A 21588-nucleotide genomic window follows, 5' to 3' on the forward strand; every position below is an offset into this window, starting at 1 on the left:
TCAGGACAGCAGACGTGGCACTCGATATCAAGCAACAGGATGCAACAGCGCTCGCAGAAGCGATTGCGAAAGGCGTTTTGACCGCACGAGAGGCTATGGATGCCGCGATTGAAACCGCAGAAAAATGGCGCCCTCTGGGCGCCATTGCATATCTCGACGAAGAGTTGGGGCGCAGAAATGCGATCGCTTTTGATCACAATGCTCCATTTGCCGGTGTGCCGTCGCTTTTCAAAGATCTTGGCGGCCCCTGCGCTGGCCTGCCGATCCGGCTTGGCTCACGTGCCTGCGCAGATGCACCGCGCGAACTTGATTCAGAACTCGCTGCCCGTTTACGCAAAGCCGGGCTTAATTTCTTCGGGACGACAACCGTTCCCGAATTCGGTATGGCGCTTGCAAGCGAACCAGTGGATGGCCCTCTCGCTCGCCACCCTTTGGATGAAAAACTTTCGCCTGCCGGCTCATCCGGCGGCGCTGCCGCAGCCGTGGCAGCAGGCATCGTGTCAATAGCCCATGCAACCGATGCTGGAGGCTCGATCCGCGTTCCAGCGGCAACCTGCGGGCTAATCGGCCTCAAGCCAAGCCGCGGTGCTATGCCAGCTGGTCCACATTTCGGTAATTACCTCGCAGGTATCGCAAGCGAATTTGCGCTGTGTCGTTCAATCCGCGATGCAAAAGCCCTCTTCCCACTGGTCGCTGGAAACACCGAAAGCTTCCTTCCCGATGTCGCCTTCGCATCGGGCACGAACCTTTCGAAGTTGCGCATCGGCGTTGTTTCGGGCGATTTGACCAAATACCCCGTGACAGAAGAACGCCAGCAAGTTGTTGCCGATGCGGCTCGTTTTCTGGAAACGCAGGGCCACACAATCCGCACGATCGATGCAGACGCGCTTTCATCACCTGTCGATGCCAGCGCGACGGCTTTTGACCGGATTATTTCGGCCAATCTGGCATCTGCGATTGATGCATTTTCCATTGATGAAGCAAAGCTCGAAAGACTAACACAGGCCGTGGCATCACGCGGGCGCAAGATGAGCGCAGTCGAACTCTACGACGCGATGAATGGTGGCGTCACGACCGCCTATCAGCTTTGGCAGATTTTCCATGATATAGATGTGCTGATTACGCCGATGCTGGCGCGAGGTCCGCAGCCCATCGGCTCATACGCGATGGATCACGACGATGTGGACGCACATTGGCATAAGATGAATGCATTTGCCCCTTATGCGGCATTGGCCAATATTTCAGGCTTCCCGGCGCTTTCCATGCCTTTTGGCGAGGACGCAAACGGTATGCCGCTTGCAATTCAGTTGATTGCACCGATGGGAGCGGACAATCTTCTCTTGAACCTTGGCGAGCTGATGGAAGAGGACCATCGCTGGCAGCACAAATTTCCCGTTGCGGGGTTGAACACATGACCACCACAGTTCTTGAACTGCAAAACATCACCAAGCGGTTCGGCTCACTGACCGCCAATGACGATATTTCGTTAAAGCTTGAGCGTGGTGAGATCCTCGCTTTCCTGGGTGAAAACGGCGCTGGCAAAACCACACTGATGAATATCCTCTTCGGCCATTATGTTCCCGATGAAGGCCGCGTTTTCGTCAAGGGCGCCGAAATCCCGCAAGGTAAGCCACGCGCCGCAATCGATGCGGGCGTTGGCATGGTGCATCAGCATTTTACGCTGGCTCCCAATCTCACGGTTCTGGAAAACATCATCACCGGCACCGAAAGCCTCTGGAAGCTGAAGTCAGCGCATGGCGCTGCTCATGCCAAGATCGCAGAAATCGCCAAGCGCTTTGGCCTGCAGGTCGATCCCGATGCGCGGCTTGGTGATCTTTCGGTCGGCGAGCAGCAGCGCGTGGAAATTCTCAAAGCGCTATATAATGACGCGGACATTCTCATCCTCGACGAGCCGACTGCCGTTCTGACCACCCAGGAAGCCGAAAGCCTTTTTGCGACTTTGAAAGAAATGGCGCGTCAGGGCCTGTCGCTCATTTTCATTTCGCATAAGCTGCATGAAGTCATGTCTGCCGCTGACCGCGTTGTGGTCTTGCGTGGCGGCAAGCTTGTGGCTGAGCGCAAAGCGTCCGAAACATCCAAGGAAGAATTGGCTGAACTTATGGTCGGTAGCCGTGTTTCGCGCCCTTCGCGCGCAGCCGCTACTCCCGGTGAGACTTTGCTCGAGGCAAAGAACGTGACCGTGGTAGAGGATGGCGCCACACGCTTGACCGATCTCGATTTTCATCTGCGTGCAGGCGAGACACTGGGCATCATCGGCGTTTCCGGAAATGGTCAGGCAGCGCTGGGTCGTCTTGTTTCGGGACTTAGCCAGCCTGCCAACGGTTCACTCGCTCTATTCGAACAAGCGGTGACAAAATTTGACCCCCGTCAATTTGTGACAGACGGTGTTGGCCGCATCCCTGAAGATCGCAATGCAGAAGGTGCAATCGGTGACCTGACGCTTTGGGAAAATGCCGTGCTTGAACGCGTGCGTGATCCGCAGTTTTCCAATGGCATTCTGGTCAATCGAGCGGCAGCGCGTGAATTTACGGATCGCATCATCAAGGACTTCGACGTGCGTGGCGGCACGCCTGATAGTCGTATTCGCCTGCTCTCGGGCGGCAACATGCAGAAGCTTATCCTGGGTCGCAATCTTGAAACAGCTCCGCGCATTCTGATTGCAGCGCAGCCGACACGCGGTCTTGATGAAGGTGCCGTAGCTGCCATTCATGCCCGCATTCTGGAAGCGCGTGACAAGGGGGCTGCCGTGTTGCTTATCTCGGAAGACCTTGACGAAATCATCGGCCTTGCCGACCGCGTGCAGGCCATCGTCAAGGGCAAGCTGTCACCACCGATTGATGCAGCCGAGGCCAATGCGCAAAGACTGGGCCTGATGATGGCTGGGGAGTGGCAGACACATACCTCGAAGGGGCTGAACTGATGCGTATTGAACGACGCGAAACACGGCCCATGGCTTTGGTGGCAACCGCGCCGGTTATCGCTGTTCTCGCTGCCTTTGTGCTCGCTGGCCTGCTGATTGCAGCTGCCGGTGCGCCGGTGCTTGAATCTTTCCGCCAGATCGCAATTGGTGCATTTGGCACAAAGCTTTCGATCACCGAAACACTGACGCGCGCGGCCCCTCTGATGCTGACGGGTCTTGCTGCCGCTGTCGCCTTCCGTTCCAAGCTCTGGAATATCGGCGCTGAAGGTCAGTTCTATATGGGCGCCCTTGCAGTTGTTGCCTGCGGTACGCAATTAGCGCTCCCTGCGCCCTTGCTTATTCCGCTGCTGCTGATTGTTGGCGCGATCGCAGGCATGATATTTCTGCTTATCCCACTCGGTCTGCGCCTGCGCTTTGGCGTCGATGAAGTGGTGACAACCCTGCTTCTAAACTTTGTCGCAGTGCTCTTTGTGTCGATGATGATCGAAGGGCCAATGAAAGACCCTCTGGCTTTCGGCTGGCCGCAGTCAGAACCTGTACCGGACGCAGCCGTGCTGCCAAAAATCATGTCAGGTATGCGGCTCCATATCGGCATTCTGATTGCCATCGCCCTTGCTCTCGTCATCGCCTATGTGCAGAAGCGCACTGTCTTTGGCCTTGAAACCAAAGCAGCTGGACTTAATCCACAGGCCGCTCGTTTCGCTGGTGTACCGCTCGGCAAAACGCTGGTCAAAGTTGCTTGCATTTCCGGTGGTCTGGCTGGTCTTGCCGGTGCAATACAGGTCATGGGTGTTAAAGGCTATGTCACGACCGACCTGTCGCCGGGCTTTGGTTATTCCGGCATCATTGTTGCCATGCTGGCCAATTTGAACCCCATCGGAGCTATTTTCTCAGCACTCTTTGCTGCCGCAATGTTCGTAGGAGCAGATGGAATGAGCCGCGCCATTGGCATTCCAAGCTTCATCGCCGATGTCACCGTCGCACTTTCGCTGCTCGCCATGCTCGTAGCACTTTTCTTCACCCAATACAGGATCGCCCGATGAACGAGTTGATGGATATCCTGCTTTCTGCCGGCCTTTGGGTCTCGGTCCTGCGCATCGCAACACCCCTGATTTTCGGCACGCTCGGCGCGCTTTATTGCGAACGCGCGGGCGTTCTTAATCTGGGCATCGAAGGTATCATGACCTTTGGCGCGATGATCGGCTGGCTGACGGTCTTTAACGGGGCTGACCTCTGGGTAGGCGTACTTGCAGCCGCAGCATCGGGTGCGGTGTTCGGTCTGCTGCACGCAGCCCTCACCGTGCCGCTCGGCCTGTCGCAGCATGTGGTGGGCCTGGGCATCACGCTGTTTGCTTCGAGCCTCAGCTACTTCCTGTTCCGTCTTCTGGTGCCATTGTCTTCGACCCCGCCTACGATCATGCCATTTCAGCCGGTCAATCCGTCATGGCTTGCGGATATTCCATTTATCGGACAGGTTTTCGGAACCCAGACTGCACTCACATGGATCGCTATTCCACTGGCGCTCCTGCTTGGTTACGTGCTTTTCCACACACCGCTTGGCCTCGCCATTCGCATGACTGGCGAAAATCCACATGCCGCCGAAGCGCAAGGCATTAACCCGATCCGCGTTCGTATATTCACGATCATGTTCGGCAGCGCATTGATGGCCGTTGGCGGTGCGTTCCTCACGCTCTCCGCATTCAACTCGTTCTTCCCAACCATGATGCAGGGACGCGGCTGGGTGTGTATTGCACTCGTCGTATTTGCCTCGTGGAAGCCCGCACGCGCGCTTTTAGGCGCTCTGCTCTTCGCGCTGTTTGACGCGTTCCAGCTGCGCTTACAGACGGTTTACGGCAAGGTCGTTCCTTATCAGCTTTTCCTGATGATCCCCTATATCATGTCGATTGTAGCGTTAATCGTCATGGCGCGCCGCGCACGCGTTCCACAGGCCCTGATGCAGCCCTATCGCCGCGGCGAGCGTTAAACAAAAGGCGTCAAGCTCAGGCGCTGTAGCGCTTCTGACCATCCATCCAGGTTTCACTAACCTTGATCTTGCTGATCTTGGTCGGCTCAACTTTTGTTGGATCTTCCTCCAGAATTGCAAAATCCGCGCATTTACCTTCATCCAGGCTACCGACGATATCATCCATCTTGCAGTGATAGGCAGCATCGATGGTAACGGCACGAAGTGCCGCCTCGGCCGGAATACGCTCATCTGGGAAAAACACGTCGCCGCCATCATTCATGACACGAGCAACAGCATCTTCGACATAGCGCAGCGGCTCAATCGGCGTGACGTTCCAATCGGAATGGAAGGAAATACGCAGACCTTGTGCCAGTGCCGTCGCGCATGGATCGTAGAACTTTGCGCGGTCCGGTCCGAGAATCTCATCACGGAATGCCTTGCCCCACCAGCGCACATGCCCGATAAGGAATGACGGCTGCAGCCCCAGCGTTTTAGCTTTCTGCATCTGCTCCTCATGGAAAATGCTGCAATGCTCAATACGATGGCGATGATCGTCGCGCGGGGTTTCCTTCAACACAGTTTCGTAGGCTTCAATGGTCGCGTCGATTGCAGCATCGCCATTGGCGTGAACACCAACCTGCCAGCCACCCTGATGCGCACGACGGATCGCAGCCGTCAGCTGCTCCGGCGTATAGTTCATCGCACCACGATCATTCGTGCCAAGATAGTTTTCGCGCTGATAACCAGTGCGGGCCTGATTGGAACCGTCGGCCCAGGCTTTTATGCCATCATAGCGATAGAGATCCGTGCCGCGACCCGGCTTAATGTTCATTTTTTCCCACTGATCCATGGCCGTCGAAACCAGCATGCCGCGATAGCGGATCGGTGGGTTCTGCGACATGACCTGATCGAGCAAGGCCAGATGTTCTGCTGGTGCCATCATGCCAACGCCACAATCATGCAATGACGTGCAGCCAACAGAGGCCGCCTTATCCAGCATACGGCGAATACTGGTTGAAACTTCTGCTGCTGTCGGCAGAGGCATCTTTTCGAGAAATGCGTTGAATGCCGGCGGCTCTTCTAAACGTCCGCTCAGTTTACCATCGGGTGTTTTGGCATAGCGCGCTTCAGCCGGGTTAGGAGTCGTATCTGTGATACCGACCAGCGCAAAGGCTTTGCTATTGGCATAAGCAATATGGCCGTTGCTCTCCATCATGAAAAACGGATTGTTCGGCGCCAGTTCATCCAGTTCCGCAAGGGTCGGGATGTGCGACCCCTTGGTGATGCTCGGATCGAACTGCTTTGCCCGAACCCATTCCCCTTCCCGAGCCTTGCTAATGCCGTTGCGCAGCATGCTCCAGACTTGTTCGAAAGTCGGTGTCGTGATCGGACTCACATCGATCCAGTCGTCCATCACAACGAAGACCGAATGCATATGCGGATCGATCAAGCCCGGCATCAATGTTCTGCCGTCTAAGTCGATCGTACGCGTGGTGCTACCGCGAAACTTATCGACATGCTCTGCGGTGCCGACGGCCAGAATACGGTTGCCACGAATAGCAATTGCCTCAGCTCGCGGAGTTTCAGCATTCATTGTCAGAACGGTTCCACGACGGAAAATGACATCGGCCGGTGCATTGGCAGACGCGCGGTTGCCCATCGCTGCAGCTGGTTCGACCGCCGTTGCCGCAAAAGCGGATACCGCCGCACCGCCCATATACTTGAGGAAATCACGCCTTGACGTTGCGTGTTTGAATACAGCTATCAGTCCGGGATTGCAGGCTAAACACATTGTTCGCAGTTCCTATAAACCGGGAATACTTTGCCTTACTCACAGAAGGAAACAGCAAAAACTGATAACAATCAATTAAAAATAGAAAATCCTTATTATATTACACTTTACTAATTAAAAGCCTTTATGAAGCTACCAACTTTTACTTGAATGATAAAACAAAAACGGCGCCGAATGGCGCCGTTTCTCTTATCAGATCGTCAGAAGCAATCAGGCAGCGCCCTTGCCGCTCTTTTCAAAACGCTTGCGCTCGTTTGGATCGAGGTAGAGCTTGCGCAGACGGATCGACTTAGGCGTCACTTCAACCAGCTCATCGTCCTGAATCCAGGACAGAGCGCGCTCAAGCGTCATACGGATCGGAGGCGTCAACTTCACGGCTTCATCCTTACCAGCGGCGCGGATGTTGGTGAGCTTCTTGCCCTTGAGCACGTTGACTTCAAGATCGTTGTCGCGGCTGTGAATGCCGATCAACATGCCCTGATAAACTTTGACGCCAGCGTCGATAATCATCGGACCACGATCTTCGAGGTTGAAGAGAGCGTAAGCAACAGCTTCACCCTGATCGTTGGAAATCAGAACGCCGTTGTTACGGCCCGAGATTTCGCCCTTGTATGGCTGATAATCATGGAACAGACGGTTCATGATCGCCGTACCGCGTGTATCGGTCAGAAGTTCCGACTGATAGCCGATCAGACCACGAGTCGGTGCGTAGAACACCATACGAACGCGGTTACCGCCCGAAGGACGCAGCTCGACCATTTCGGCCTTACGTTCAGACATCTTCTGAACAACAGTGCCCGAATATTCTTCATCGACGTCGATGACGACTTCTTCAACTGGCTCAAGCTTCTCGCCGTTTTCGCCGTCTTTCATGACGACGCGTGGACGAGAAACGCCAAGCTCAAAACCTTCACGGCGCATGTTTTCAATGAGAACTGCGAGCTGCAATTCGCCACGACCGGAAACGAAGAACGAATCCTTTTCGTTGGATTCTTCGATCTTGAGCGCAACGTTTCCTTCCGCTTCTTTCAGCAGACGGTCACGAATAACGCGGCTCGTAACCTTGTCGCCTTCAGTGCCAGCATAAGGGCTGTCATTGACGATGAAGGACATGGTCACGGTTGGTGGATCGATTGGCTGAGCTGCGAGAGGTTCGCTGACCGAAGGATCGCAGAACGTGTCTGCAACGGTACCCTTGGAGAGACCAGCGATAGCAACGATGTCGCCTGCCTGTGCTTCTTCAATTGGCTGACGCTCGATGCCGCGGAATGCAAGGATCTTCGAGATACGACCATTTTCGAGCAGCGAACCATCCTGACCAAGAACCTTGACGGCCTGGTTGGATTTGATCGAACCCGAATGAATGCGACCGGTGATGATGCGGCCAAGGAACGGATCAGCTTCAAGGATCGTACCGATCATGCGGAACGGGCCTTCGGCAACCTTTGGCGCTGGAACGTGCTTGAGTACCAGATCGAACAGTGGTGCCAGACCTTCGTCCTGCGGGCCTTCTGGGTTCAGCGCCATCCAGCCGTTACGGCCTGAACCGTAAAGAACCGGGAAGTCGAGCTGTTCGTCAGTTGCGTCGAGATTGGCGAAGAGGTCGAAAACTTCGTTGATGACTTCTTCATGACGGCCATCCGGACGGTCGATCTTGTTGATCGCAACGATCGGACGCAGGCCAACCTTCAGTGCCTTGCCAACAACGAACTTCGTCTGTGGCATTGGGCCTTCAGCAGCATCGACGAGAACGATAGCGCCGTCCACCATCGAAAGAATACGCTCAACTTCGCCGCCGAAGTCGGCGTGGCCTGGCGTGTCGACGATGTTGATGCGTGTATTCTTCCAGACAACCGAAGTGGCTTTCGCGAGAATGGTGATCCCACGTTCCTTTTCGATGTCGTTCGAATCCATCATGCGTTCTGCAACGCGCTGATTGTCGCGGAACGAGCCCGACTGCTTCAGCAGTTCATCGACCAATGTGGTTTTGCCATGATCGACGTGTGCGATAATAGCGATATTACGCAATTCCATATGGAGATCACTTCTATATGAGTTGGGAGCCGCGCCAAGATGGATGCACGGAAAATCAATGGGGCGCTCTTACAGGTTTTTTTGCGTTTTAGAAAGGGGCAGCGCGAAACTGCCCCTTAATTAACCCGAAAAGCCCGGATTTAATTGCGTTTTTACACTGTATTTCTAACAGTTTTTTGTCGCCAGAGCCTATAAAAGCGTTCCCGACAAAATAACCAGCGCCACGCTGAAATAGATCACAAGCCCCGTCACATCGACTAATGTGGCAACAAAAGGCGCCGATGCACTGGCCGGATCAAAGCCCAGCCGTTTGAGAATAAACGGCAGCATTGATCCCGTTACCGAGCCAAAAGTCACGATACAGACGAGCGCCATACCGACGGTAGCACCGACCAGAATCCAATGCTCGCCATAGTCGTAAATGCCGAGCTTCTGCCACAGGGCGATACGAACCATGCCGATGAGGCCAAGGAAACTGCCTAGCGCTAGCCCGGTTGGCACTTCGCGGATGGCAACGCGCCACCAATCTTTCAGTTTGACTTCCTGCAGCGCAAGCGCACGAATAATCAAAGATGTTGCCTGCGAGCCGGAATTGCCACCGGAAGACATGATGAGCGGAATAAACAGCGTCAGAACGAGTGCTTTTTCAAGTTCCAACTCGAAATGCTGCATCGCACTTGCAGTCAGCATTTCGCCCAGAAACAGAATGCCCAGCCAGCCAGCGCGCTTCTTCAGCATCTCGCCAAAACCGATACGCATGTAAGGCTTGTCGAGTGCCTCCATACCACCGAAACGATAGGCGTCTTCGCTCGCCTCTTCTGTCATGGCATCCAGCACATCATCGACAGTTACAATGCCGATGATGTGGCGGCTGTCATCAACGACAGGAACGGCCAGAAGATCATGCTTACGAAACAGACGGGCTACGTCTTCACGATCTTCATGCGGCGAAATCGTAATTGGATCATCGTCGCGTGCAAGCGAGAGAATCGGCTCATCAAGTTCACGAATAATAAGGCGACGCAGGCTGACCACGCCAAGAAGAACGCGGGTCTGCGGATCAACCACATAGATTGCGTAAACCGTTTCGCGCGTGCGCTCAACCTTACGAATATGGTCAAGTGTTTGCCCGACATTCCAATCGGAAGGCACCGCGATGAACTCAATGGTCATCAGACTACCAGCCGTGTTTGGCGGATAGCCCATCAGCTTCTTCAGCGCGGCCTTTGTTTCTGGTGCCAGAATTGGGAATAAGCGCGCACGATCGGCGTCTTCCAGTTCCTGAAAGACGTCGGTTGCACGGTCAGCAGACATGCCATCCAACAATTGGCTGGCAATGTTTGGCGGAAGAATAGCCAAAATTTCTGTGGCACGTTCCAGCTCCGGCTGATCAAGCAGGCGGATGGCATCTTCGTGCGAAAGCTGGGCGACAACGGCGACTGCGTCATCTGCATCAAGTTCATTGACGATCTCTACCGCGTCGCCCGTACGAATATCGGCGATGCGGCTGGCAATTGCTGCAGCAGGGAGGTCGGCAACATTGAGTACTTCTGGGGCGAAGTTGTTGTCGGTCATAGGCTTGCCTTTCTGTCGATCCGCCGTCGAAGACAGACCGTGCAAGCTGACCCCAAACGATCAGATCACGAACTGCCTTGACGGCTGAAACAATCGACTGTGACTGTCGCTTGGCATAAGAGAATAAGACTCCGGTTGAAATGCAGCCAAAGAAAATGCGGCTGCGTGGGTCATGTGCGCCCGGCGGCAATCAAAGTCAAGCCCCGGCGGATAATCATGAAAGCTTTTTCATACGAGTTTGAAATTGTGATTTTCAGGCCGTCTGCGGCAGACGCAGCCAGAGTAGAAAAGCAATCGCAGCGATGAAGCCGAGCGCCGGGATAAGCGTTGCAAGGGCGATGACCGGATCACCCATCAGCGCCGCAATTGCGCCGCCAATCAGCCCGCCACCCATCTGAAAGAAACCCATCATGGCCGAAGCCGCACCGGCCATCTTGGGAAAGGGTGCCATGCCAGCGGATGTCATCACCGGCATGACCAGCGCAACTCCAAATGCAAAGAGCCCCATGGGCAGCATCACCAGCAGATACACCGGCTCGAACACCCGGAGCAGCGTCGCAATCAGTATGCTTGCCGCAACCATTGCAACATAACCGGCAGCGGCCAGCTGTCGCGGGCGATAGATCGTCATCAGCCGCCTGAACAACAGGCTCCCGACGAAATAGCAACTCGTCTGCAAAAGCAGGCCAATACCGAATTGCGTTGCCGTCATACCCACCCGCCCCATCAGCACAAACGGCAAAATGGTAGCTGCCGTATAAAGGCCTCCGGTCGTACCGCCGACGCCCAGACTTGCGTAGACAAACTGGCGACTTGTCAGCAACGTGCAGTAGGAACGCAGCAATTCCTTTGGTCGAATACGGCTGAGATCGCGACTGACGGTTTCCCTGATAATGAAGATTGCCATCAGGACAACCAAAATTCCCAGACAGACCATGACGACAAAAATCGCCTGCCAGCCAAACAGCTCCATCGTCATCCCGCCAAGTGTGGGCGCGACAGCAGGGCCGACCGCAATAACGATGCCGATAAGGTTCATCACCCGCGCGGATGCGTCATGGGTGAAAAGATCGCGAACGATTGCGCGTGAAATCGTGACGCCGACAGCAGCACCAACGCCTTGCAGGAACCGCGCAACCAAAAGCGTGTCGATGGTCGTTGCGAACAACGCGAGGATGCTGGCAGCGAGATAAATCACCATGAAGGCGATTGTGATGGGTCTTCGCCCGAAGCCGTCCGACAACGGCCCGCAGATAAGCTGTGAGACGCAGAAGCCAGCGAGATAGACTGATATGGTGAGCTTCACCATCGCTTCGGTCGTGCCAAAGGCATGCACGATCTCGGTCATAGCCGGCGTATAAAGCGCCATCGACATGAGACCCAGCGCTGCGAGAAGACCGCCGATAACGCCGACCCGCAATTCGCTCATTACGGGTTGCGCATTCTGGGCACTACGATGGTCGGGCGCGACATTCATGAATTGCAACAATCGCTCTCGGCGTGACCACGAAAAAGAAAACCCGTAATCAGAAAGCCTAAATTGGAGGAACCTGTAAGCACTCCCATTTGTATGGGAGCAAGACCGTCTTTCATCCCTATTATCTGTGGGAGACAGGGTCAAGCCACGCTATCCGGCAATGCGAAACAACAGCAAATGCCCTTGCCCGAAAGGAGATGAACTCCTAAATCTGGTGCATATGGAATTCAATTGATGTGGAGTTTTCTGATGTCCGAAAAGCCAGCTTACAATCACGCGCTTACCGAATGGAACGGACCGCTTGGCCTGCCGGATTTCAACGCATTCAAGGATAACGATTTCGCCGCCACGTTTGATGCAGCTCTGGCTGATGACCTTGCGGAGGTGGAAGCAATCTCTCTTGAGACCACTGAAGCGACGATTGAAAATACGCTGAAAGCTTTACAGCTGACGGGTAAGTCCCTTGATCGCGTTTCCTCCATTTTCTGGCTGCGTGCCGGTGCTCACACCAACGAGACCATTCAAACGCTGGAGCGCGAAATCGCACCCAAAATGTCGCGCCACTATTCGCGCATCATGATGGACCCGAAGCTGTTTGCACGCATCGATGCACTTTATGAGAATCGCGACCATCTTGATCTGGATTTCGAAACCAAACGCGTTTTGGAAAAGACCTGGAAAGGCTTTGTTCGCTCCGGTGCCAAGCTTGATGAAGTCGGCAAAAAAGAACTTGCAGGCATCAATGAAAAGCTGGCGGGCCTCGGCGCGCGCTTCGGTCAGAATGTTCTGAAGGATGAATCAAGCTGGGCTTTGTTCATCACCCATGAGGCCGATCTCGCGGGGCTTCCTGATTTCCTCAAAAACGCCATGCAAAGTGCTGCAGCCGAGCGTGGTCAGCCGGACGCATGGGCAGTCACGCTATCACGCTCGATTGTCGAACCATTCCTGACCTTCTCGGAAAACCGTGAACTGCGCGAACAGGCTTTCAACGCCTGGGGCAAGCGCGGCGAAAATGGCGGCGAGACCGACAACCGCGAGATCGTGCGCGAAATGGTGGAACTGCGCGAACGCAAGGCCCACCTGCTCGGCTATGCCAACTTTGCCGCATACAAGCTCGATGACACCATGGCCAAGACGCCAAAGGCCGTCATGGACCTGCTAGAGCCAGTCTGGGACAAGGCGCGTGCCAAGGCGCATGAAGAAGAAAACGAACTTGAACGTCTGATCGCGGCCGACGGCCATAACCACAAAGTAGCGCCGTGGGACTGGCGTTTTTACGCCGAAAAGCTCCGTGCCGAACGCTTTGCCTTTGATGAGGCGGAACTCAAGCCATATCTGCAACTCGAAAAAATCATCGAAGCAAGCTTTGATGTTGCAACCCGCTTGTTCGGTATCCGTTTCGAGGAAAAGAAGGGCATCACCGTCTGGCATCCGGATGTAAGGGTGTTCCAGGTATTGAACGCTGACGGCAGCGAACGCGGCCTGTTTTTAGGCGACTATTTTGCCCGCACCTCCAAGCGCTCTGGCGCATGGATGAGTTCGCTGCAATCGAGCCACAAGCTTAATGCCGGGCAGAAGCCTTTCATCTACAACGTGATGAATTTTGCAAAGCCGAAGGCAGGTGAGCCCGCGCTTCTTTCGCTCGACGATGCCCGCACACTGTTCCACGAATTTGGTCATGCGTTGCATGGGCTTTTGTCGGATGTGACATGGCCTGCCGTTTCCGGCACCGCTGTTTCGCGTGACTTTGTCGAACTGCCATCCCAACTCTACGAGCATTGGCTGACAGTCCCTGCCGTGCTTGAAAAATATGCCGTGCATTATCGCACTGGAGAAGCAATGCCAAAGGCACTGCTCGACAAGGTGCTTGCAGCGCGCTCTTTCAATGCAGGCTTCAATACGGTGGAATTCACCTCATCCGCGCTTGTTGATATGGCTTTCCATACGGGTACTGAAAAGATAAGCGATCCGCTGGCCTTTGAGGCGGCAACGCTGAAAAAGCTGTCGATGCCGGATGCGATTATCATGCGCCACCGCACGCCACATTTCACCCATGTTTTCTCCGGCGACGGCTACTCCGCAGGGTACTATTCCTACATGTGGTCAGAAGTGCTGGATGCCGATGCATTCTCGGCATTTGAGGAAACGGGCGATGCGTTTAACCCGGAACTGGCCGCAAAGCTCAAGCAATATATCTATTCAGCCGGTGGCAGCCGTGATCCGGAGGAGCTTTACAAAGCCTTCCGCGGCAAGATGCCAACGCCAGATGCGATGATTGAAAAGCGTGGGTTGAACTAAAAAATGAAAAGGCCGGGAATCCGGCCTTTTTTCATTGCTTATGACTGAGAATATTCACAAGCCGTCCGTAGGGATCACGCACAAAGAAGCGCCGCACACCCCATTCCTCGTCGCTCGGCCCATATTCAACTTTAAAGCCAGCGGCAATCATCCGCCCATGGACGGCATCGATATCATCGACTTCTATTGAGAGTTCGGGCACCGGGGTGCCCGAACCTCCTTCGGTGGCAAAACTGATCTGCACCCTTGCGTCCGCATCTGCGGCATAGGTGACAATCCAGCCATGGTCCATCACCACATCAAGTTCCAATACGTCTCCGTAGAAGCGTTTCGCGGCCGCGAGATCATCGGCCGCTATGTTGGATACGATGCGGCGGACAGCCATCAATATTCGCCGAGCTTGATGTCTGGTGTGTAATCGACGCCGTCGACTTCCTTCACCACAGGCTGACCACAATGCAGAACGCCGGTTGCTGCGTTGAACGCATAGGTCGGCGAACCATAAAGCTGCCAACCCTTGTTAAGCGCTGCGGTTACGCGGTGACAGAACGCGGAATCGTCTGGGCCGGTGATGAAACGATAGAGCTTCATAGTCATTCTTCCTTGGTTATGATGACGAATTTGATTTTGCGAGAATGCGCTCGGCCATTTCGAGATGCAGACGCTCAACCATCTGCCCATCGAGCGACACGACGCCCTTCTCAGCATTTTCGGGCTGCGCAAACACTGAAATCACCGCGCGGGCATGGGCAACATCTTCATCCGACGGGGAGAAGGCGCGATTGGCCACCTCAATTTGTGAGGGGTGAATGAGCGTCTTGCCATCAAAGCCCATCAGAGCCGCCTGCAAGCATTCCGCTTCAAAGCACACACTATCCCGAAAGTCATTGAAAACGCCGTCCAGCACATCAATGCCGCCAGCGCGCGCAGTCAGAATGATTTGCATCAGCCATGGGATCAGATAAGGCCGTCCCGCTTGCGGACGAACGCCGGTGGCGCGCGCAATATCATTTGGACCCACCACAAAACAGCCAAGCCTTGCCGCCGAACGACGGCCAAGTACCGCAATTTCATCCGCGTTGAGGATGCCGCGTGGCGTTTCGATCATCGCCCAGACACGCATATCAGGGTCCGCATCGTTGCGGTCAAGCCGATTGGCGGCGTCAATCACATCCTGCGGCCGCTCGACCTTGGGCAGCAACACAGCGTCTGCACCCATATTGGCTGCAGCAGCAACATCGCCTTTGCCCCATTGCGTATCGGCAGTATTCACCCGCACGACCCGCTCAAATCCAACCTTTGGATGCTCGGAAAAATGTACGGACAGCGCGTCTCGCGCCGCAATTTTGGTTTCGGGCGCTACGGAATCTTCCAGATCGTAGATCACACAATCCGCTGCAAGCGTCAGCGACTTTTCGAGCGCACGACTATTGGATCCAGGTACGAACAAGACGGAACGACGTGGGCGAGCAATTGTTTTCATGCGTAATTTGTGCACTGATCTGCATCAGCAGACAAGCGCTCGCCCGACAAAGTTTTTTAAATTCCGCTCGCTTCGTGTTCGAGCGTTCCGGTGAATTCACATGATGCGCCATGGTAATAGGTGCATCCACCGACCTCTTCGATCTCAAGCTTATATTCACCAACGAAATTCATCTTGATCTCGCAATAGCGCGGGTTCCGGACGGACTCTGCTTCTTTCGGATCAAAACCTTCGCTCTCGATTTTGAATATCGCCTTTTTGTCTTTAATGGTGACATCACCGGCCACCCCGCCACCGCAGCCTGGCTGATTGTCGACCATTGGGACGTTTGTAGACAGAGATACGGCATATTGATCGCCACTTTTGTGCGTCACATCAGCCTTAAGTTCCATGCCTTCATTGCTTGTAAAAAGTCCTTCATGCGGATTGAAGCCAGGCTTGTTTTCCGCAGAAGCTGGCAAACTCATCACTGCAACCGTCAATCCCAAGAGAAAAATTCGAAGCATATTCCACCCATCGCTGCTAATCATAAGACATCAAAACGTAGATAAGACTTTGATTATTTAAGCCATCCGGTCAAGCACATATAATATTTCCGTGCTGTCAGCATAATTGATCTTTTGAAAGTGGATATTGCTAGGAGTGAACTGTTGCAACACCTCCCATTCATAAGACTTGAAATCCGCCTTAGGCCTGCTTATTTTCCAGCCTACGGTTGGAATGCACCCGCCGCTCGCAGCCTCACGGCCTTGGTAAAGCATTCTGAATTCACGTTCCTGTTCCGGTGACGGCAGAAACGGCAATGCGAGTACCCGTTTACGAAAATGCTGCTCACATTCAGGAGCGAAACCATGACCACAGCTATCCTTGCTGGGCACAATACAACTGATTTCAAACATCAGGCTCGCCGTTTGCGGCAGGCTCTGGGTGAAGAAGGCATTCATATCAGCCACGGAAAGGCACTGGACCTCGTTGCTCGCCAGTCCGGCACGCGCGATTGGAACACCCTTGCAGCCCATGGTGTGAAAGCCGAAGCAGCTCTCATCGAAGACAGTGCTGCCCCTTATCGTGTCAGCCAACGCGTTTCAGGCATGTTCCATTCAACCGCCTTTGAAGCCCGCATTATCGGTGTTGAAGAAACGATCAAGCCTGATCTATGGCGGATAACCCTGCAGTTTGATCCAGCGATTGATGTCGCAGTTTCACCAAACCTCTCGATGCTGCGCAGACGCTTTACGGTCGTTGTTGGTGCAGACGGGAAATCTCGCAGGTTGACCGGCAGCGAGACCGGCGGCATTGCACTTAACGTGCAATAATTTCGCCTGACTTCGCCTCGGCGCATGATTCTGATTATTTAATTCGATTTTCAGACATATTCTTGCGCCGAACACGCTAACTGTTTCCGGCTTGCCTCAAAACAGGCCGGAAGCGCTGCTAATCTGCCCCAGGGTTGCGACCTATTAGGCAGTTATGGCCTGAAACATTGACTCTGTGCGGTGCTGATGTAAATCAGACTGCAAATTTAAAATACCCAACCGACAGGTCAGGAACATGGATAAGTTCACCAAGCTCACGGGCGTCGCGGCCCCCCTGCCGATCGTCAATATCGATACGGACATGATTATCCCAAAGGATTATCTGAAGACGATCAAGCGCACGGGTCTGAGCAAGGGGCTTTTTGCCGAAATGCGCTTTAACGAAGACGGAACCGAAAATGCGGATTTCATGCTCAACAAGCCCGGCTATCGCAACGCCCAGATTCTGGTTGCTGGCGACAATTTTGGTTGCGGCTCCTCGCGTGAACATGCGCCTTGGGCTCTGCTCGATTTCGGCATTCGTTGCGTAATCTCGACCTCGTTCGCCGACATCTTCTACAATAACTGCTTCAAGAACGGCATTCTGCCGATCAAGGTTAGCCAGGAAGAACTCGACAAGCTGATGGACGATGCATCGCGCGGTGCGAATGCTACGCTCACCATTGATCTGGAAGCCAAGGAAATCCATGGCCCGGATGGCGGTTCAATTTCCTTTGACCTCGATGATTTCAAGCGTCACTGCCTGCTCAATGGTCTCGATGACATCGGCCTGACCATGGAAAAAGTAACGAACATTGATACATTTGAAGCAAAGAACGCCCAACAGCGTCCTTGGGCATAATGGTCATTGCATTAAACGCCTCTGGTCGATGCGTGGTGGCCTGAACAAGTGAATAGGACACGATTGGCTGAAATGGCCCGAGAAGATCAAAGCGGTGACTGGGCGGCACGTTTGTCGCCCTCGCTAGACGAAATCGAATCCATCGCGATTGAAGCTCTTGCGCATCTGCCGCAAGAGTTCAGGACGCTGTGCGGCGATGTCATTATCCAAATCTCTGACTTTCCTGAAGAACAGATTGTCGAAGACATGGGATTGGAAACGCCTTTCGACCTGTTAGGTCTGTTCGAAGGCACCGGTATTGGTGAACGCTTCAGCCTGCAAACCGGCGAAGGCCCCAATCGCATCACGCTCTTCCGCCGTGCAATTTTGGATTACTGGTCCGAACACGAAGAAACGCTTGGCGATATCATCACTCATGTTCTCATCCATGAAATCGGCCATCATTTTGGCCTGTCGGATGACGATATGGAAGCGCTGGAAGCTCAGGCTGAATAGAATTACGGATTTGCGATGAACGGCACAGTTTTGCCATTTTCGACCAAAACCGTGACAATTTCGGCATTTTTCCGGTAGATTTCGATACAATCGCATACAGATATTGCATGCAGAGAATGCTATTGATTGCCTCAGTTCAAACTGAGTGACGATCATGAGCCTTTCTCCGGCGGCCTATCAGCTTCTCCTCGTTTACACGACCTATGTTATTGCTGCCGGAAGTCCCGGCCCCAGCAATATGCGCATCATGGGCGTTGCCATGAACCAAGGCCGAAAAGCAGGACTGATGTTTGCCGCAGGCGTCGTGACAGGCTCCATCTTCTGGGGGCTGATGGCTGCGACCGGTGTTTCAGCGATCCTTACACGTTTTGCCGAGGCACTGATTGTTCTCAAGATTTTCGGCGGGCTTTACCTCCTGTATCTGGCCTTCAAAGCGGCACGCGCTGCCATGACATCGGATGAGAAAATCGCTGCCCGCGCAACGAGCGGTGATGCTTTCCTATCAGGCGGTGAGCTTTATCGACGGGGCTTGCTGCTGCATCTTTCCAATCCCAAGTCTATCCTGTCATGGATCGCGTTGGTAACGCTTGGCCTTGGCACAAACTCGTCTTGGCCGCAGCTGACGGCATTCCTCGGCGGCTGTATAACGCTGAGCATTACCATTTTCTGCGGCTACGCCATTGTATTCTCTACCGCGCCCATGGTGCGCATGTATCGACGCGCTCGCCGCTGGATCGAAGGCGTTCTTGCAGCCGTCTTTGCTGTCGCTGGTATTCGCCTGCTTCTGTCACGCTGAACCTGTCTGAGAAATGAGTATCGCAATGAAGATTTTCAAAGGCCTCTCCGCTTTCCCCCTCACCCCAATCGATGCAGCAGGCAATCTTATCGAGGACGCGCTCAACGCATTTCTCACACGCATCCATGAGGCAGGCGCGGACTCGATTGGTCTGCTGGGAAGCACTGGCGGCTATGCCTTCCTCACACGAGAACAACGTCGTCATACGGTCAGGACTGCGGTGCAATACATCGGCGGCAAGACACCGCTGATCGTGGGCATCGGCGCATTGCGTACCGATGAAGCGCAAGCGCTTGCCCGCGATGCGGCAGATGCCGGGGCTGATGCGCTTTTGCTCGCGCCCGTGTCCTATACGCCGCTCACACAGGAAGAAGGCTTTCAGCATTTCAAAGCTGTTGCCGAGACGACGGATCTACCTTTGTGTATCTACAACAATCCCGGCACCACCCGTTTCATTTTCACCGATGAACTGATTGCTCGCTTGGCAGATTTCAAAAACATCAAGGCAATCAAAATGCCACTGCCTGCCGATAATGACTACGCGGCAGAGGTTGCGAAGTTGCGCGCTACAACGCCAGATGATTTTGCCATCGGTTATAGCGGCGATTGGGGTGCAAAAGACGCTCTGCTTGCAGGCGCTGATACTTTCTACAGCGTGGCTGCGGGCCTTCTACCGAAGCAGTTTGCAGCACTGGTGCGTGTTGCACAATGTGGCAAACAGCAAGAAGCCGAGCGTATCAACGTTGCATTTGAACCGCTCTGGAACCTGTTCAAAGCCCATGGCAGTTTCCGCGTCATGTATCTGATCGCCGATCTGCTTGGTCTTGCAAAGATCGAACCACCGCGACCCATTCTGCCATTGGGCGGAGAAACGCGTGCACAGGTTGAGGCGGCATTGAAAGCGTTGGATGACCTGCCTCAATAAATGAAACTAAGGCGCCCGTTTGGGCGCCTTTTGCTTAACTCGTTTGACCGCGCATCTTATTCTGAAAACCGGTACCCACTTTTCGGGATGCGCTTTATGCCACGCTCAAGCGGACATCGATATTACCGCGTGTTGCATGTGAATAAGGGCAGACGATGTGCGCGGCATTGACCAGCTCTTCTGCCTTGGCTTTTTCAACACCCGGCAGAGCAACTGCCAGAGCCACATCCAGACCAAACCCTGTGCCATCTTCACGCGGACCGATACCAACGGTGGCAGTCACTGTGCTGTCAGCGGAAATCGAAATCTTTTCTTTCGCTGCGACAAATTTCAATGCGCCGAGGAAACAAGCAGCATAGCCGGATGCAAACAGCTGCTCAGGATTGGTACCTTCGCCACCCGAACCGCCGAGTTCCTTTGGGGTGTCGAGAACAACACTTAAACGACCATCAGCGGTCTTGGCGCTGCCCGTACGGCCGCCAGTTGCTGTTGACTGGGTCGTGTAAAGAATAGCCATTTGAAAATCTCCATTGGTGAGTGTTCGTTTATCTCCGCAACCAAAATTACAGAATATTAAATTGTGCACAACCTAATTTTGCAAAATGTATTGTCACAAATATGTGACGCGCAATTCAATTGCACCTCATGTAAAGTTCTGCCATGGAGCTTGCGCTATGAAAGAAGACCCAAAAGAATCCCATCTCAATCTGTCGGATATGGTCTGTTTCGCGATCTATTCGACCGCGAATGCGCTAACCCGCGCTTATCAACCGATCCTCAGCAAACTGGAACTGACCTATCCGCAGTTTCTGGTCATGATTGTTTTGTGGGAACAGGATAACCGCACGGTTTCTGAAATCGGCGCGAAACTCGGTCTCGATTCCGGCACCCTCACCCCGCTTTTGAAGCGGCTGGAAGCAGCAGGGCATATCGCGCGTCGCAGAGACAGCCAGGATGAGCGGCAGGTCCGCATTACGCTGAGCGATGGAGGCAGAGCTTTGCGCCTAGAGGCCGAAAGCATTCCTGGGCAGGTCTTCTGCGCACTCGGTCAGCCCATCAGCGACTTGCAGGATCTTCGAGCACAGCTGCTTGATGTCCGCAACAATCTCAAAGACAGTATCTCGGGTTAGATCCCGAGCGCACATCCCGAAAACAGTTCCACACTTTTCAGGATGCACTATCAAAAAAGCGCCGGTTTCCCGGCGCTTTTGTTTTTTCAAACTGCAATCTAGATTAAGCAGCAAGTGCCTTTGGCGTGATCAGGCCGCGAGCAACAAGCAGTTCTGCGATCTGGATCGTGTTAAGAGCAGCACCCTTGCGCAGATTGTCGGAAACAACCCAAAGTGCCAGACCGTTTTCAACCGTGATGTCTTCACGGATACGGCTGATGTAGGTTGCATCTTCGCCAGCCGATTCATACGGCGTGATATAGCCGCCGTCTTCGTGCTTATCGACAACCTGACAGCCAGGCGCTTCGCGCAGAATTTCGCGCGCTTCTTCAGCCGAAATCGGATTTTCAAACTCGATGTTAACTGCTTCCGAGTGACCGATGAATACAGGTACACGAACAGCGGTTGCCGTAAGCTTGATCTTTGGATCGAGCATCTTCTTGGTTTCGGCCACCATCTTCCATTCTTCCTTGGTGTAGC

General features: G+C 54.0%; 21 protein-coding genes. 11 read left to right on the top strand and 10 right to left on the bottom strand.

What is annotated here, in order from left to right:
* Positions 1–14 precede the first annotated feature (14 nt).
* From RT142_RS17645 to RT142_RS17660, 4 genes are read left to right on the top strand one after another with little or no spacing between them, the layout of a single operon-like run.
* On the top strand, positions 15–1415 hold the full coding sequence (locus RT142_RS17645; RefSeq protein WP_313030298.1) for an amidase: 1401 nt from the start codon (positions 15–17) through the stop codon (positions 1413–1415).
* Entirely contained in the window at positions 1412–2941 is a 1530-nt protein-coding gene (locus RT142_RS17650; protein ID WP_313030300.1) for an ABC transporter ATP-binding protein, read from the top strand. The genes RT142_RS17645 and RT142_RS17650 overlap by 4 nt, the downstream gene beginning before the upstream one ends.
* Positions 2941–3984, top strand: a complete 1044-nt coding sequence (locus tag RT142_RS17655; protein ID WP_007877789.1) for an ABC transporter permease — start codon at positions 2941–2943, stop codon at positions 3982–3984. The genes RT142_RS17650 and RT142_RS17655 overlap by 1 nt, the downstream gene beginning before the upstream one ends.
* On the top strand, positions 3981–4925 hold the full coding sequence (locus RT142_RS17660; protein ID WP_113486912.1) for an ABC transporter permease: 945 nt from the start codon (positions 3981–3983) through the stop codon (positions 4923–4925). Before RT142_RS17655 ends, RT142_RS17660 begins: the two co-directional genes overlap by 4 nt.
* A 16-nt stretch (positions 4926–4941) precedes the next feature.
* Here the strand turns inward: RT142_RS17660 and RT142_RS17665 are convergent, their stop codons facing one another.
* The 4 genes from RT142_RS17665 to RT142_RS17680 form a co-directional block, all read right to left on the bottom strand.
* The gene (locus tag RT142_RS17665) at positions 4942–6699 is read right to left on the bottom strand and encodes an amidohydrolase (RefSeq protein ID WP_313030305.1); all 1758 of its coding nucleotides are present in this window, start codon (positions 6697–6699) and stop codon (positions 4942–4944) included.
* Positions 6700–6909: 210 nt separating this feature from the next.
* Positions 6910–8733 carry a translational GTPase TypA gene (gene typA / locus RT142_RS17670; RefSeq protein WP_007877786.1) on the bottom strand — a complete coding sequence of 608 codons (1824 nt, stop codon included), beginning with the start codon at positions 8731–8733 and terminating at the stop codon, positions 6910–6912.
* 189 nt (positions 8734–8922) lie between these two features.
* Positions 8923–10308, bottom strand: a complete 1386-nt coding sequence (mgtE, locus tag RT142_RS17675; protein WP_207441915.1) for a magnesium transporter — start codon at positions 10306–10308, stop codon at positions 8923–8925.
* A 253-nt stretch (positions 10309–10561) separates the two neighbouring features.
* Complete coding sequence (locus RT142_RS17680) at positions 10562–11737, bottom strand: multidrug effflux MFS transporter (protein WP_313030311.1); 1176 nt, start codon at positions 11735–11737, stop codon at positions 10562–10564.
* Positions 11738–12034: 297 nt separating this feature from the next.
* Between RT142_RS17680 and RT142_RS17685 the strand changes: the two genes are divergently transcribed.
* Entirely contained in the window at positions 12035–14083 is a 2049-nt protein-coding gene (locus RT142_RS17685; RefSeq protein ID WP_313030313.1) for a M3 family metallopeptidase, read from the top strand.
* 31 nt (positions 14084–14114) lie between these two features.
* Here the strand turns inward: RT142_RS17685 and RT142_RS17690 are convergent, their stop codons facing one another.
* From RT142_RS17690 to RT142_RS17705, 4 genes are read right to left on the bottom strand one after another with little or no spacing between them, the layout of a single operon-like run.
* On the bottom strand, positions 14115–14468 hold the full coding sequence (locus tag RT142_RS17690) for a VOC family protein (protein ID WP_105520008.1): 354 nt from the start codon (positions 14466–14468) through the stop codon (positions 14115–14117).
* A complete protein-coding gene (locus tag RT142_RS17695) occupies positions 14468–14674 on the bottom strand; it encodes a DUF1737 domain-containing protein (RefSeq protein WP_007877777.1) in 207 nt (68 codons plus the stop codon). Before RT142_RS17695 ends, RT142_RS17690 begins: the two co-directional genes overlap by 1 nt.
* A gap of 16 nt (positions 14675–14690) precedes the next feature.
* A complete protein-coding gene (locus tag RT142_RS17700; protein ID WP_313030319.1) occupies positions 14691–15581 on the bottom strand; it encodes a CoA ester lyase in 891 nt (296 codons plus the stop codon).
* 41 nt (positions 15582–15622) lie between these two features.
* Entirely contained in the window at positions 15623–16096 is a 474-nt protein-coding gene (locus RT142_RS17705; protein ID WP_235820919.1) for a hypothetical protein, read from the bottom strand.
* A 321-nt stretch (positions 16097–16417) separates the two neighbouring features.
* On the opposite strand from RT142_RS17705, the gene RT142_RS17710 reads away from it, so the two are divergent.
* The 5 genes from RT142_RS17710 to RT142_RS17730 all read left to right on the top strand — a co-directional run bounded on the left by RT142_RS17710 (position 16418) and on the right by RT142_RS17730 (position 19939).
* Positions 16418–16882, top strand: a complete 465-nt coding sequence (locus tag RT142_RS17710) for a glyoxalase superfamily protein (protein ID WP_105520165.1) — start codon at positions 16418–16420, stop codon at positions 16880–16882.
* A gap of 235 nt (positions 16883–17117) precedes the next feature.
* Positions 17118–17723: a 3-isopropylmalate dehydratase small subunit gene (gene leuD / locus RT142_RS17715; protein ID WP_313030324.1), complete on the top strand. Its 606-nt coding sequence runs from the start codon at positions 17118–17120 to the stop codon at positions 17721–17723.
* A 72-nt stretch (positions 17724–17795) separates the two neighbouring features.
* Positions 17796–18218: a metallopeptidase family protein gene (locus RT142_RS17720; RefSeq protein ID WP_105520011.1), complete on the top strand. Its 423-nt coding sequence runs from the start codon at positions 17796–17798 to the stop codon at positions 18216–18218.
* Positions 18219–18372: 154 nt separating this feature from the next.
* The gene (locus tag RT142_RS17725) at positions 18373–19014 is read left to right on the top strand and encodes a LysE family translocator (RefSeq protein ID WP_079213920.1); all 642 of its coding nucleotides are present in this window, start codon (positions 18373–18375) and stop codon (positions 19012–19014) included.
* A 25-nt stretch (positions 19015–19039) separates the two neighbouring features.
* A complete protein-coding gene (locus RT142_RS17730; protein WP_113159762.1) occupies positions 19040–19939 on the top strand; it encodes a dihydrodipicolinate synthase family protein in 900 nt (299 codons plus the stop codon).
* 94 nt (positions 19940–20033) lie between these two features.
* Here the strand turns inward: RT142_RS17730 and RT142_RS17735 are convergent, their stop codons facing one another.
* Positions 20034–20456, bottom strand: coding sequence for an organic hydroperoxide resistance protein (locus RT142_RS17735; RefSeq protein ID WP_313030331.1), 423 nt, complete (start codon positions 20454–20456; stop codon positions 20034–20036).
* 157 nt (positions 20457–20613) lie between these two features.
* Between RT142_RS17735 and RT142_RS17740 the strand changes: the two genes are divergently transcribed.
* Complete coding sequence (locus tag RT142_RS17740) at positions 20614–21069, top strand: MarR family winged helix-turn-helix transcriptional regulator (protein ID WP_113486925.1); 456 nt, start codon at positions 20614–20616, stop codon at positions 21067–21069.
* A gap of 103 nt (positions 21070–21172) precedes the next feature.
* On the opposite strand, the gene RT142_RS17745 is transcribed toward RT142_RS17740, so the two are convergent.
* Positions 21173–21588: Asd/ArgC dimerization domain-containing protein (locus RT142_RS17745; protein WP_313030334.1), on the bottom strand; the 416-nt coding region annotated here is incomplete at its 5' end.

This window comes from Brucella sp., from assembly GCF_032066345.1.
In the GTDB taxonomy this organism is placed as follows: Bacteria; Pseudomonadota; Alphaproteobacteria; order Rhizobiales; family Rhizobiaceae; genus Brucella; species Brucella pseudogrignonensis.

Coding starts and splice junctions, on each gene's coding strand:
- RT142_RS17650 (WP_313030300.1), top strand. CDS start 1,412: ATGACCACCACAGTTCTTGAACTGCAAAACATCACCAAGCGGTTCGGC.
- RT142_RS17740 (WP_113486925.1), top strand. CDS start 20,614: ATGAAAGAAGACCCAAAAGAATCCCATCTCAATCTGTCGGATATGGTC.
- leuD (WP_313030324.1), top strand. CDS start 17,118: ATGGATAAGTTCACCAAGCTCACGGGCGTCGCGGCCCCCCTGCCGATC.
- RT142_RS17665 (WP_313030305.1), bottom strand. CDS start 6,699: ATGTGTTTAGCCTGCAATCCCGGACTGATAGCTGTATTCAAACACGCA.
- RT142_RS17695 (WP_007877777.1), bottom strand. CDS start 14,674: ATGAAGCTCTATCGTTTCATCACCGGCCCAGACGATTCCGCGTTCTGT.
- RT142_RS17685 (WP_313030313.1), top strand. CDS start 12,035: ATGTCCGAAAAGCCAGCTTACAATCACGCGCTTACCGAATGGAACGGA.
- typA (WP_007877786.1), bottom strand. CDS start 8,733: ATGGAATTGCGTAATATCGCTATTATCGCACACGTCGATCATGGCAAA.
- RT142_RS17735 (WP_313030331.1), bottom strand. CDS start 20,456: ATGGCTATTCTTTACACGACCCAGTCAACAGCAACTGGCGGCCGTACG.
- mgtE (WP_207441915.1), bottom strand. CDS start 10,308: ATGACCGACAACAACTTCGCCCCAGAAGTACTCAATGTTGCCGACCTC.
- RT142_RS17725 (WP_079213920.1), top strand. CDS start 18,373: ATGAGCCTTTCTCCGGCGGCCTATCAGCTTCTCCTCGTTTACACGACC.
- RT142_RS17680 (WP_313030311.1), bottom strand. CDS start 11,737: ATGAGCGAATTGCGGGTCGGCGTTATCGGCGGTCTTCTCGCAGCGCTG.
- RT142_RS17705 (WP_235820919.1), bottom strand. CDS start 16,096: ATGATTAGCAGCGATGGGTGGAATATGCTTCGAATTTTTCTCTTGGGA.
- RT142_RS17710 (WP_105520165.1), top strand. CDS start 16,418: ATGACCACAGCTATCCTTGCTGGGCACAATACAACTGATTTCAAACAT.
- RT142_RS17730 (WP_113159762.1), top strand. CDS start 19,040: ATGAAGATTTTCAAAGGCCTCTCCGCTTTCCCCCTCACCCCAATCGAT.
- RT142_RS17660 (WP_113486912.1), top strand. CDS start 3,981: ATGAACGAGTTGATGGATATCCTGCTTTCTGCCGGCCTTTGGGTCTCG.
- RT142_RS17655 (WP_007877789.1), top strand. CDS start 2,941: ATGCGTATTGAACGACGCGAAACACGGCCCATGGCTTTGGTGGCAACC.
- RT142_RS17720 (WP_105520011.1), top strand. CDS start 17,796: ATGGCCCGAGAAGATCAAAGCGGTGACTGGGCGGCACGTTTGTCGCCC.
- RT142_RS17690 (WP_105520008.1), bottom strand. CDS start 14,468: ATGGCTGTCCGCCGCATCGTATCCAACATAGCGGCCGATGATCTCGCG.